This is a genomic window from Streptosporangium sandarakinum (assembly GCF_050942225.1).
Taxonomy (GTDB): Bacteria; Actinomycetota; Actinomycetes; order Streptosporangiales; family Streptosporangiaceae; genus Streptosporangium; species Streptosporangium nondiastaticum.
The window spans coordinates 4,596,895-4,609,654 of record NZ_CP192034.1 but is presented as its reverse complement, the minus strand read 5'-3'; the positions used below and the strand labels follow the sequence as shown (position 1 = coordinate 4,609,654).

General features: G+C 72.9%; 8 protein-coding genes. 6 read left to right on the top strand and 2 right to left on the bottom strand.

What is annotated here, in order from left to right; all coding sequences use genetic code 11:
- The first annotated feature begins 140 nt into the window (after positions 1–140).
- Positions 141–2,396: a peptidase domain-containing ABC transporter gene (locus tag ACQP10_RS21690; RefSeq protein WP_433539597.1), complete on the top strand. Its 2,256-nt coding sequence runs from the start codon at positions 141–143 to the stop codon at positions 2,394–2,396.
- Positions 2,397–2,475: 79 nt separating this feature from the next.
- On the opposite strand, the gene ACQP10_RS21685 is transcribed toward ACQP10_RS21690, so the two are convergent.
- Positions 2,476–3,105 carry a TetR/AcrR family transcriptional regulator gene (locus ACQP10_RS21685; protein ID WP_346022200.1) on the bottom strand — a complete coding sequence of 210 codons (630 nt, stop codon included), beginning with the start codon at positions 3,103–3,105 and terminating at the stop codon, positions 2,476–2,478.
- A gap of 73 nt (positions 3,106–3,178) precedes the next feature.
- Between ACQP10_RS21685 and ACQP10_RS21680 the strand changes: the two genes are divergently transcribed.
- Genes ACQP10_RS21680 through ACQP10_RS21660 form a run of 5 tightly spaced genes read left to right on the top strand, consistent with a single transcriptional unit; the run spans position 3,179 to position 11,047 of the window.
- The gene (locus ACQP10_RS21680) at positions 3,179–4,555 is read left to right on the top strand and encodes an MFS transporter (RefSeq protein ID WP_433539596.1); all 1,377 of its coding nucleotides are present in this window, start codon (positions 3,179–3,181) and stop codon (positions 4,553–4,555) included.
- Positions 4,545–6,368, top strand: a complete 1,824-nt coding sequence (locus tag ACQP10_RS21675) for a glycoside hydrolase family 13 protein (RefSeq protein WP_433539595.1) — start codon at positions 4,545–4,547, stop codon at positions 6,366–6,368. The genes ACQP10_RS21680 and ACQP10_RS21675 overlap by 11 nt, the downstream gene beginning before the upstream one ends.
- Entirely contained in the window at positions 6,365–8,392 is a 2,028-nt protein-coding gene (locus tag ACQP10_RS21670; RefSeq protein ID WP_433539594.1) for an alpha-galactosidase, read from the top strand. Before ACQP10_RS21675 ends, ACQP10_RS21670 begins: the two co-directional genes overlap by 4 nt.
- A complete protein-coding gene (locus tag ACQP10_RS21665; RefSeq protein ID WP_433539593.1) occupies positions 8,382–10,067 on the top strand; it encodes a glycoside hydrolase family 2 protein in 1,686 nt (561 codons plus the stop codon). The genes ACQP10_RS21670 and ACQP10_RS21665 overlap by 11 nt, the downstream gene beginning before the upstream one ends.
- Entirely contained in the window at positions 10,064–11,047 is a 984-nt protein-coding gene (locus ACQP10_RS21660) for a DUF2804 domain-containing protein (protein ID WP_433539592.1), read from the top strand. The genes ACQP10_RS21665 and ACQP10_RS21660 overlap by 4 nt, the downstream gene beginning before the upstream one ends.
- Before the next feature lie 179 nt (positions 11,048–11,226).
- Here ACQP10_RS21660 and argG read toward each other — a convergent pair whose 3' ends face one another.
- Positions 11,227–12,675 (bottom strand): argininosuccinate synthase, encoded by a 1,449-nt coding sequence (argG, locus tag ACQP10_RS21655; protein WP_189248964.1) that lies wholly within the window; start codon positions 12,673–12,675, stop codon positions 11,227–11,229.
- Positions 12,676–12,760: the final 85 nt, after the last annotated feature.

The window sequence follows — 12,760 nt, the reverse complement described above, 5'->3', positions numbered from 1 at the left end:
TCTCGCCCGTTCCCAACGCGGCCCGCCGGGTGAAAGGTTGCAGTCCGGTCCCAGCCGATCCACCGGAAGGTCCCGCGGGCCAGAGGTTCCCATGTCGGTTGCAAGCCGGTTGCCAGCCGCGGGGCGGAGACTGCGGTCCCATGCGGGTTCCAGTCGTACGCCAGCACAGCCTGGTCGAGTGCGGGGCCGCCTGCCTCGCGATGGTCCTCGGCGCGCACGGGCACCACACCTCCGTGCGCGTCCTGTCCGGCGAGATGGGCGTGGGCCGCGACGGCGTCAGCGCGCTCACCCTGGTGCGCGCCGCGCGGGCGCGCGGCCTGACCACCCGCGCCCTGGCGCTGCCGGCCGCGCACGTGCCCGAGTCGCCCCTGCCGGCCGTCGCCCACTGGCGCTCCAGGCACTTCGTGGTGGTGGAGCGGGCCGGCGGTGGCCGGATCACGGTGATCGACCCGGGCACCGGACGGCTTCGGCTCACCCCGGAGGAGTTCGCTCGCGACTACAGCGGAGTGCTTCTCACCTTCGCCCCCGGCCCGGACTTCCGGCGGGGCCGCTTCGGTGAGCGGCGATCCTGGTGGTCGCGGTACGCGCGCCTCAGCGTGCTGCGCCATCGGGGCCTGCTGGCCGTCCTGGTGGTGCTCAGTCTCCTGCTGCAGGGGCTCGGGCTCGTCCTGCCCGTCGCCACCGAGGCCGTCGTGGACCGGGTGCTGGGCCGTGGCGAGACCGGCCTGCTGCCGCTGCTGGGCCTGGGCGCGGCCGCGGCGGCGGTCGCCTGCCTGGTGGCCGGGGGGCTGCGGGCATGGGCGCTGGTCGTGCTGCGCGCCCGGGCCGACACCGCCCTGCTGGACGAGCTGGCCAGGCGGCTGCTCACCCTGCCGTTCGGCTTCTTCGCCCATCGGGGCTCTGCCGACCTGGTCGCGCGGATCACCGGGGCGGGCCTGCTGCGCGACATCCTCACCGGCCAGGTGCTGTCCGCCCTGCTGGACGCCCCTCTGGCCGCCGGTTATCTGGTCGCGGTCACCGTGCGCTCGCCGTTGCTCGGCGGGCTGCTCGCCGTACTGGCCGTGGCCCAGTTCCTGGTGCTCCTGACCGGGCGGCAGCGGATCCGTGACCTGGTCCACCGCGAGCACGAGGCCCGCAACGACGCCCAGGGGCAGCTCATCGAGGCGGTCAAGGGCATCGAGACGATCAAGTCGTCGGGGGCGGAGGCCCAGGTCCTGGAGCGCTGGACGCGCCTGCTGGCCGTACAGACCCGTCGGGTACGGCGCAGCGCGCTCGCCCAGGGCGCGCAGGAGACCGCGCTGGCCACGCTGCGCTTCGCCGCCCCGCTGGTCCTGCTGTGGGCCGGCGCGCAGCAGGTGGCCGGCCACCGGCTCACCGCGGGCGCCATGCTGGGGGTGCTGGCCCTCGCCGCGGCGGCCCTGGCCCCGCTGGCGTCGCTGACCGCGAGCCTGCGGGGCCTGCAGACCGCACGCGCCCAGGCCGAACGGCTCGCCGACATCTGGGAGACCGACCCCGAACCCGGCGCGGCGGCGGCCGTCGCGCGGCGGGCCGCCCCGGCCCACCTGGCCGCTCCGGTCGATATGACCGCCCCGACCCGCATGACCGCCCCGGCCGACGTGACCGCCTCGGCCGGAGCGGCCGGCCGTACCGGCGGCGGGGGAGGGCCGGGCGTGATCGAGATGAGGGGCGTCGGCTTCCGCTACGCGCCGGAGAGCCCGTGGATCGTCCGCGGCATCGACCTGCGGATCGCCCCCGGGCAGAAGGTCGCGCTGGTCGGCCGGTCCGGGTCCGGCAAGACCACCCTCGCCCGCCTCCTGCTGGGGCTGTTCCCGCCGACGGAGGGGGAGATCCTGCACGACGGCGCGCCGGTCTCCCGCCTGGACCCCGGACGGCTGCGGCGCCGCTTCGGGGTGGTCACCCAGGAGCCCGCCCTGTTCACCGGCTCGATCGCGGACAACATCGCGCTGGGCAGCCCCGGCGCCTCCCTCCACGAGGTGGCGGAGGCGGCCCGGCTGGCCTGCGTCCACGACGACATCGCCGCCATGCCCCTGGGGTACCACACGCAGCTGACCGAGGGCGGGGGAGTGTCCGGCGGTCAGCGCCAGCGCATCGCGCTGGCGCGGGCGATCCTGGCCCGCCCGGAGATCCTGCTGCTGGACGAGGCGACCAGCCACCTCGACACCGACACCGAGGCGGCGCTGAGCACCGGCCTCGACTCCCTGCCCCAGACGCGCATCGTGATCGCCCACCGGCTGAGCACGATCAGGGACGCCGACCTGATCCTGGTGCTGGCCGGGGGCCGGATCGCCGAGAGCGGCACCCACGAGACGCTGGTCGACGCCGGCGGCCTGTACGCGCGCCTGACCCGGGCGCAGCTCCCGGCGGCCTCCGGGTGAGCCCCCGCCGCCGGCGACGGGACGTGGCGGGCCGCGTCGCCCGACCGCGCCGGCGTCGCACGGGTTCCCGCCCCGGTTCTCAGCCGGCGGAGGACACGGCGGAGAAGTAGGCGCGCAGCAGCGTACGGCCCTGCTCGATCATGACGGGGTCACCGTCGGGGGAGGCCGCGAAGGCGAGGTGGAGAGCGGCGGCCGTGGCCTGGATGGCCAGCCGCATGACGTGATAGGGGTCGGGCAGCGGTGGCAGCCCGGCCTCGTCGAGGGCGAAGTGGTAGAGCCGTTCGGCCAGCACGTCCCCGCCCCCTTGTGTCTCGCCCGGCGGCAGGAACGTCTGCCCGCCGGGCCGGGTGTCGGCGAAGTCGACCACCGTGTAACCGGGAACGGTCCGGCGCATCTCGACGGTCACGGCCAGCACGAGCTCGGCCGCCCGAGGCCAGGTGAGCGGCCCCTCCTCGGCCACCCGGTGGCGTAGCCGCACCAGCAGCAGATCCAGGTTTCGCAGCGCCAGCTCGCGCAGCATGCCGGGTTTGCCGTCGAAGAACTGGTAGATGGTGCCGCTCGGCACCCCGGCCCGCCTGGCGACGTCGACGGTGGTCAGCGCGTCGAGACCCACCTCGTCCAGGAGGTGGGCGCAGGCGTCGAGGATGCGCTCGACCCGGTCGATGCTCCGTTTCTGAACCGGCCGGCGCCGGATTCCGGGGTTTTCCACGATCCAGTCTTAACATAACGCCCTGTCATGTTCTAACGTGTCACCCACTCATGTTTCGCCTCGAAGGAAACACATGCACGAGGTGCACACCAGGCCCGTGAAACGGGTCTCCGCCGGCTGGATGACACTGCTGGCACTCGCCCAGATGGGCATCATCATGGCGACGACCGTCGGCAGCCAGATCCTGCTGCCCTCCCATGTGGCGCGCATCGACCCGGCGCACAAGGAGGCGTCGCTGGCGGTCGTGTTCGCGGTCGGCGCCGTCTGCACGATCATCGCGAACCCGCTCTTCGGCGCCATGTCCGATCGGACCCGGTCCCGGTTCGGCCGGCGCCGTCCGTGGATCGTGGGAGGCGCGCTGGTCTGCGCCGCGTCCCTGGCGTTCCTCGCCTGGCAGGAGTCACTGGCCGGGCTGGTCGTCGGCTGGGCGGTCGCCCAGCTGGCGTTCACCGCCGCCCTGGCCGCCGCCATCGCCACCGTGCCCGACCAGGTGCCGATCCGTCAGCGCGGCAAGGTGTCGGCGCTGGCGGGCGTGGGCCAGCTGGCCGGCCCGCTGCTGGGCGGGGTGGTGGCGACCGTCCTGCTGACCGGGGTGAAGGCCGCGTTCCTCGCGATGGCGGTCCTGGTCCTGCTGCTCGTGCTGCCCTTCGGCCTGTTCACCCGCGAACCCGCGGAAGAACCTGCGGAAGGGCCTGCGGAAGGACCCGCGGAAGGACCCGCGGAAGTCTCCGCCGCCGCAGCCGGAGCCATCGCCGAAACCGCCGTCGCGACCGCCGGAACCGCCGCCGTGACCACCGGGCCCGCCGTCGGTACGGCCGTGCCGTTCGACCTGTCGGCCTTCCTGCGCGGCCTGTGGGTCAGCCCGCGCAGGCATCCCGACTTCGCCTGGGCCTGGGTGAGCCGGCTCATGATCACTCTCACGCTCGCGATGGCGATCGGTTACCTGCAGTACTACCTGCGGGACGCGGTCCACTACGAGGGGCTCTTCCCCGGTTCGGCCGTCGAGCAGGGCGTCGTGGTGCTCGTGGCGGTGTTCACGTTGAGCAGCGTCGTGCCGACCCTGCTGGCGGGCTGGCTGTCCGACCGGTACGGCAGCCGCAGGCCCGCCGTCTGCGCCGGCGGCCTCACGATGGCGGCCTCCGCGCTGGTGCTGACGTTCCTGACCAGCTGGCCCGCCGCCATCGCGGCGTCCGCGCTCCTCGGCGCGGGCTACGGCATGTTCACCGCCGTCGACCAGGCGATGGTCACCCAGCTGCTGCCCGCCGACGCCGACCGGGCCAAGGACCTCGGCATCGTGAGCCTGGCCAACTCGGCGTCCAACACGCTCGGCCCGGTGATCGCCGCGCCGCTGGTCACCTCGGCCGGTGGCTATCCGCTCATGTACGGCGTGGCGGCCGGTTTCGCCACGCTCGGTGCCTGTCTGATCTGGAGGATTCGCGGTGTCCGCTGAGAACCGGTCCGCTGAGAGACCGCCGGCCGAGAACCGGTCCGCCGCGGGACCGTCCGCCGAAAGCCTGACCGCCGAAAGCCCGGCTGCCGGAACGCCGTCCCCCGGACGCCCGTCCCCGGAGGACCGGTTCCAGGAGGATCCGGCCGCCGGAGACGCCCGCCCGTACGACCGGGGGGCGTGGTGGCGGGACGCGGTCGTCTACCAGGTGTATCCGCGCAGCTTCGCCGACGCGAACGGCGACGGCGAAGGGGACCTGCCCGGGGTGCTGTCCCGGCTCGACCACCTGGCCGACCTGGGGGTGAACGCGATCTGGCTGAGCCCGTTCTATCCCTCGCCGCTGGCCGACGGCGGCTACGACGTGGCCGACTACTGCGACGTCGATCCCCGGTACGGCACGCTGGCCGATTTCGACGCGCTCGTGGCGGGGGCCGCGGCGAAGAACATCAAGGTGATCGTCGACATCGTCCCCAACCACTGCTCGGCCGAGCATCCGTGGTTCCGCGCGGCGCTGGCCGCCGGTCCCGGCAGCCCGGAGCGTGAGCGGTTCGTCTTCCGTGACGAGCCCAACAACTGGCAGTCGGTGTTCGGCGGCCCGGCCTGGACCCAGGTGGCCGACGGGCAGTGGTACCTGCACCTGTTCGACTCCGCCCAGCCCGACTGGAACTGGCGGCACCCCGACGTGGTCGCCATGTTCGAGCGGGTGCTGCGGTTCTGGCTGGACCGGGGCGTGGCCGGGTTCCGGATCGACGTGGCCAACATGCTGTTCAAGCAGGACGGCCTGCCCGACGTCGTCCCCGGCAGCCAGAGCGGCCCGCTCATGCCGGGCCAGACGGCCGTGCCCTACGAGCACCAGCCGGAGCTGCTGGAGCTCTACCGCTCCTGGCGGAAGATCCTCGACTCCTATCCCGGCGACCGGGGCACCGTGGCGGAGATGTGGTTCGACACCGACCAGGCCAGGCCGTACCTGGCGGGAGACGGGCTGGCCCAGCTGTTCAACTTCGGGTTGATGCCGACCCCGTGGTCGGCCGAGGAGTTCCGCGCGGTCATCGACGGGTCGTACCGGCTGGCCCGCGAGACGGGCGGGTCGATCCCGTGGGTGCTGGGCAACCACGACGTGCCGCGCATGGTGACCAGGTTCGGCGTCGACCAGGACCTGGTCCGCGCACCGACCCCCGAGGTGCTGCTGGGCCGGATGGACGTGGACGTCGAGCTGGGCACCAGGCGGGCCCGCGCGGCCGCGCTGCTGCTGCTCGCGCTGCCCGGCGGGGCGTACATCTACCAGGGGGACGAGCTGGGCCTGCCGGAACATCTCACCATCCCGGACGAGGCCCGGCGGGACCCGATGTTCGAGCGCACGCTGCGCACGTTCATGGGCAGGGACGGCTGCCGCGTGCCGCTGCCCTGGTCCGGCACGGCGGCGCCGTACGGCTTCGGCGCCGTGGACGTCCCGGCCCCCGAAGGTTCCCAGGGTGTCCCGGGTGCCCAGGGCGCCCAGGGAACGTGGCTGCCGCAGCCGGAGGACTGGGCGGGGCTGACCGTGGCCGCGCAGCGGGCCGATCCCGGTTCGACGCTGAACCTCTACCGGGCCGCGCTCGCCATCCGGCGTGACCACCCCGCGCTCGGCGACGGCGACCTGACCTGGCTGGACACGCCTCCGGGCGTGCTGGCCTTCTCCCGCGACCCGGGGTTCACACTGATGGTGAACTTCGGCCCCGCGCCGGTGCCGCTCACCCGGCACCACGACGTGCTGCTCGCCAGCGGGCCGCTCGACGGCGACCTGCTGCCGCCCGACACCGGAGTGTGGCTGTCTTGATCAACTATGAGGAACCCGGGTTGTGGCTGCTCGCCACCCCGTCCAGCGCGTACGTCGTGCGACTCGGGCCGGACGGCGCGCCGCGCTGCGCGCACTGGGGACCGCGGCTCACGCCCGACCAGGCCCGCGCGCTGCCCTCCGGACGCGAGGAACTGCCGGGCGAGGGCGGCGAGCGGTTCGGCGTGGCGGGCCTCCAGGTCAGGTACGGCGACGCCGTACGCGGCGTCGAGTGGCGGCACCTCGGCCACGAGATCGACCCCGGCGGCGACGGGGACGGCGCGGCCGGTCACCTGGTGATCAGGATGGCCGACCGGCACTACCCGCTGGAGATCGACCTGCACTACCGGGTCAGGCCGGGCAGCGACGCGATCGACCGCTGGACGACCCTGCGCAACACCGGGAACGAGCCGATCACGATCCTGCGCTGCGACTCGGCGGCCTGGACGGTCCCGCAGCGCGAGGACTACCGGCTCACCCACGTCACCGGCGGGTGGGGCGCGGAGTTCCAGGTCCGGCGTACGGCGCTGGCGACGGCCGAGACCGTGCTGACCAGCAGGCGCGGGCACAGCGGCCACCACGCCAACCCGTGGGTGATGCTCGACGCGGGCGACGCGACCGAGGACCACGGCGAGGTGTGGAGCGCGGCGCTGGCCTGGAGCGGAAGCTGGCGCATCACGGTCGAACGCGACCACGACGGCCGCGCGGGCTGGAGCGGCGGGTTCGGGCACGAGGGCGTGACCTGGCGGCTCGGACCGGGCGAAGCCCTGGAGACGCCCGCGTTCACCGGCGTCTATTCGGCCGAGGGGTTCGGCGGGATCAGTCACCGCTGGCACGACCACGTCCGCCGCCACGTGCTGCCCGAACCCCGCCGGGTGCGGCCGGTGGTCTTCAACTCGTGGGAGGCGACGGAGTTCGACATCTCCCAGGCACAGCAGATGGAACTGGCCGAACTGGCCGCCGGCATCGGGGTCGAGCTGTTCGTGATGGACGACGGCTGGTTCGGCGGCCGCACGGGTGAGACGGCGGGCCTGGGCGACTGGTGGCCGAACCCCGAACGCTTCCCCGACGGTCTCACCCCGCTGGTCGAGCACGTGAAGCGGCTCGGCATGGCGTTCGGCCTGTGGGTGGAGCCGGAGTCGGTCAACCCGGACAGCGAGCTCTACCGGATGCGCCCCGAGTGGGTGCTGCGCCAGCCGAACCGGCACCCGACCGAGGTGCGCAACCAGCTCCTGCTCGACTTCTCCCGGGACGACGTCGCCGACTGGGCGTACGACCGGCTCGACGAGCTGGTGACCGGCGACGACATCGCGTTCCTGAAGTGGGACATGAACCGGCCGTTCACCGAGGCCGGTGACGAGGTGTGGGTGCCCTACATCCGGAACGTGTACGCCGTGATCGACCGGCTGCGCGCGGCCCACCCGCACCTGATGATCGAGGGCTGCGCGAGCGGCGGGGGCCGCGCGGACCTCGGCATGATCGCCCGCACCGACCAGATCTGGACCTCCGACGACACCGACGCCGCCCAGCGGATCGCGATCCAGCACGGCTACGGCCAGATCTATCCGGCCTGCACGATGGGCGCCTGGGTGACCGACAGCCCGAACGCGATCACCGGCGGGCGGACGCCGCTCGCCTTCCGCTTCCACGTCGCGATGGCGGGCGCGCTCGGCATCGGCGGCGACCTGCGGCGGTGGGGCCCGGAAGACCTGGAGCAGGCGAGACACCTGGTCGCACAGTACAAGGAGATCCGCCCGGTCGTTCACGGCGGCCGGATGGACCGCCTCGCCGACTGGGCCGTGCAGTACACCCTCGACGCGGACGTGGTGGTGCTCTCCTGGCGGCCGACGATGCTGGTCCGCGCGACGGCCCCCCTGCGGCTCAAGGGTCTGGACCCGGACGGCCGCTACCGCGACGAGGACACCGGGGAGATCTGTCACGGCGCCCTGCTGATGAGCCACGGGCTGCCCCGGCCGTGGCCGTTCGAGGGGGTCAGCGAACTGAAGAGGTTCACGCGTGTCGGATGATCCGCTTCCGGAGTACCCGCGGCCCCAGCTGGTCCGCGACAGCCACCTCAACCTCAACGGCCGCTGGCGGTACGCGATCAGCGACGATCCCCCCGAGGCGTACGACGGCGAGATCGTCGTGCCGTACTCGCCGGAGGCGCCGCTGTCCGGGGTGAACCGGCAGCTGCTCCCCGGGCAGACCCTCTGGTACCGGCGCTCGTTCGACCTGCCGGCCGACTTCGCCGACGGCCGGGTGATCCTGCACTTCGGCGCGGTCGACCAGACCTGCCGGGTGTGGGTCAACGACGTCGAGATCGGCGGTCACACCGGCGGCTACCTGCCGTTCTCGTTCGACGTCACCGACGCGCTGCGCCCGTCCGGGAACACCCTCGTCGTGGCCGTCCAGGACGACACCGGGAACGGGCCGCGGGGCAAACAGCGTCTGCGGCGCGGCGGCATCTGGTACACGGCGCAGTCGGGCATCTGGCAGACGGTCTGGGCCGAGTGCGTGCCCGAGGTCCACGTCGAACGGCTCACGCTGACCCCGCTGCTCGGCGACTCCTGCGTGGAGGTGACGGTCCACGCGGCCGGCGGGGAGGCGCGCGTCGAGATCTCGGCCGGAGGCGAGACGGTCGCGCATGCCACGGTGCCGGCCGGGCGGCCGGTCCGCGTCCCCCTGCCCGAGGTGCGCCCCTGGAGCCCCGAGGACCCCTTCCTGTACGACGTCGCCGTGTCGCTCGGCGCGGACCGGGTGCGCGGCTACTTCGGCATGCGCTCCTTCTCGGTCGGGCCCGACGCCGACGGCGTCCCCCGGCTGCTGCTGAACGGCCGGCCGTACTTCCACGCGGGCGTGCTCGACCAGGGCTACTGGCCGGACGGTCTCTACACCCCGCCCAGCGACGAGGCGATGATCCGCGACATCGCCACGATGAAGCGGCTCGGCTTCACCATGCTGCGCAAACACATCAAGATCGAGCCGCTGCGCTGGTACCACCACTGCGACCGGCTCGGCATGCTCGTCTGGCAGGACATGGTCAACGGCGGCGAGCCGTACCGCCCATGGGTCATCACCGCGCCCGCGGTCCTCCCGTTCGTACGGCTGGACGACCGCCGGCACCACCGGTTCGGCCGGGCCGACGCGGCGGGCCGTACGGCCTTCGAGACCGACATGCGCGCCACGGTCGAGCACCTGCGCAACGTGGTGAGCCTGGCGGTGTGGGTGCCGTTCAACGAGGGCTGGGGCCAGTTCGACGCCGCGCGGATCGCCGCCGAACTCACCCGGCTCGACCCGACCCGTACGGTCGACCACGCCAGCGGCTGGCACGACCAGGGCGCGGGCGACCTGCGAAGCCTGCACGTCTACTTCCGCCGGTTCCGCCCGCCCCGGCCCGACGGACGGGTGCTCGTGCTGTCCGAGTACGGCGGATACAGCCTGCCGGCCGTGGGACACACCTGGGGCGAGAAGGAGTTCGGCTACCGCCGGTACCGTACGGTGGACGCGCTCGGCGAGGCGTTCACCCGGCTGCACGAGGAGCAGGTCATCCCGGCCATCGCGCGCGGGCTGAGCGCGACCGTCTACACGCAGCTGTCCGATGTGGAGGACGAGATCAACGGCCTGCTCACCTACGACCGGGCGGTGCTCAAGCTCCCCGATGACCTCGTACGTTCGATCACGAAAAGGCTCAGGCTCCCATGACCACCCATGAGCGAGAGATCACCGCGCCCGTCGACCTGTGCCTGGCCGACGGGCGGCTCAACGCCGAAGCGGTCGGCTGGACCCGGCGGCCGCTGCACCGGGGCAACCTGCGAGGCTGGGGGCGGGGCAAGCGCTGGGAGTACTGGGGCGTCGTCACCCCGCGCCACATCATCGGCCTGGTCGCGTCGTCGCTGGACTACGCGGCGGTGAACGGGGTGTACGTGCTCGACCGGGAGACCCGTGTCGAGACCGCCAAGGACGTCGTGGTGCCGCTGGCCCGCGGCGCCGTCTTCCCCGACCGCAGCGGCGCCGGGACGGCATCCGTACGGGGCGGCGGTCTGGCGATCGACATCGAGCAGGACGCCTCCGGCACCGTGATCCGGGCCGTCGCGTCCGGCATCGAGCTCGACCTGGAGGTGCCGCTGCCGGAGGGCCACGAGTCGCTCGGCGTGGTGGTGCCGTGGGGGCCCGGCCGGTTCCAGTACACGGTCAAGGACGTCGGCCGCCCGGCGCGCGGCCGGCTGCGGCTGGGGCCGGCCGAGTTCGCCTTCGAGGAGACGGACTCGTTCGCCGTGCTCGACCACGGCCGGGGCAAGTGGCCGTACTCGATCACGTGGAACTGGGCGGCCGGCAGCGGGCCCGGCCGGGCGATCCAGCTCGGCGGCAAGTGGACCGACGGCACCGGCTCGACGGAGAACGCCCTGTTCGTCGACGGCCGCCTGCACAAGATCGGCGACGAGCTGGAATGGTCGTACGACCGGACCGACTGGCTGCGGCCCTGGCGGATCACCGGCCCGCAGGTGGAGGTGGAGTTCCACCCGTTCCACGAGAAGGTGGCCCGCACCGAGCTGGGCCTGGTGGGCAGCGAGACCCACCAGTGCTTCGGCCACTTCTCGGGGTGGGCGCGGGCCGACGACGGCACCTGGGTGGACCTCGACGGTCTCACCGGCTGGGCCGAGGAGGCCCGCAACCGCTGGTAGCCCGTACCCGCCGGTGATCCATACCCGCCGGTGGTCCGTGGCCGCGTCCGGACCTCGGCGTCATACCGGCCGGCCCGGAAGCGGGGGCCCGGGCCGGCCACGATCCACGCCCCCGGGCGCGGCGGTTCGGCGGGGGCGGCCTTCCCGGTGACCGGGGAGGCCGCCCCCGCCGTGGCCGGTCAGTCGGTGCCGGACTCCATCGCGGCCTGGTCGAGCAGCACCTCGTCGGCGGGGGCCTCGCCGCGGGAGGCGATCGCCTCCGCGCCGCCCTCGGACATCGCGCCGATCAGCCCGGTCGAGGCCGCCTGCGCGGCGCCGATCAGCTGCGGGTGACCGCTGCCGACCATGCCGAGCCGGGCGTACTGCTCCAGCTTGGCGCGGGAGTCGGCGATGTCGAGGTTGCGCATGGTCAGCTGGCCGATGCGGTCGACCGGGCCGAAGGCGGAGTCCTCGGTCCGCTCCATCGACAGCTTGTCCGGGTGGTAGCTGAACGCCGGCCCGGAGGTGTCCAGGATGGAGTAGTCGTCGCCGCGGCGCAGCCGCAGGGTCACCTCGCCGGTGATCGCCGTGCCGACCCAGCGCTGCAGCGACTCGCGCAGCATCAGCGCCTGCGGGTCCAGCCAGCGGCCCTCGTACAGCAGCCTGCCCAGCCGCCGGCCCTCGTTGTGGTAGCTGGCGAGGGTGTCCTCGTTGTGGATCGCGTTGACCAGCCGCTCGTAGGCGGCGAACAGCAGCGCCATCCCCGGCGCCTCGTAGACGCCCCGGCTCTTGGCCTCGATGACCCGGTTCTCTATCTGGTCGGACATGCCCATGCCGTGCCGGCCGCCGATGGCGTTGGCCTCCAGGACCAGGTCGACGGGGGAGGCGAACTCCTTGCCGTTGATCGTGACCGGGCGGCCCTGCTCGAAGCCGATCGTGACGTCCTCGGTGGGGATCTCGACGGACAGGTCCCAGAACCGGACGCCCATGATCGGCTCGACGATCTCGATGCCCGCGTCGAGGTGCTCCAGCGCCTTGGCCTCGTGGGTCGCGCCCCAGATGTTGGCGTCGGTGGAGTACGCCTTCTCGGTGCTGTCCCGGTAGGGGAGGTCGTGGGCGAGCAGCCACTCCGACATCTCCTTGCGGCCGCCGAGCTCGGTGACGAAGTCGGCGTCCAGCCACGGCTTGTAGATGCGCAGGGCCGGGTTGGCCAGCAGGCCGTAGCGGTAGAACCGCTCGATGTCGTTGCCCTTGAAGGTGGAGCCGTCGCCCCAGATCTGCACGCCGTCCTCGAGCATCGCGCGCACCAGCAGGGTGCCGGTGACGGCCCGCCCGAGCGGGGTGGTGTTGAAGTAGACGCGGCCGCCGGAGCGGATGTGGAACGCCCCGCAGGCCAGGGCCGCGAGCCCTTCCTCCACGAGGGCGGCCCGGCAGTCGACCAGCCGGGCGATCTCCGCGCCGTACGCGGTGGCACGCCCGGGCACCGAGGCGATGTCGGGCTCGTCGTACTGGCCGATCTCAGCGGTATAGGTGCATGGCACTGCACCCTTCTCGCGCATCCACGCGACCGCAACAGAAGTATCGAGGCCGCCGGAGAAGGCGATACCGACCCGTTCACCGACAGGCAGAGAAGTGAGCACCTTGGACACGAGTAGAAGTATATACATAGGACTGCATGACTATGCAAGTCACCGTGCCGACGCGTACCGGCGGCGGTGATCGGCGGGCGCCGGT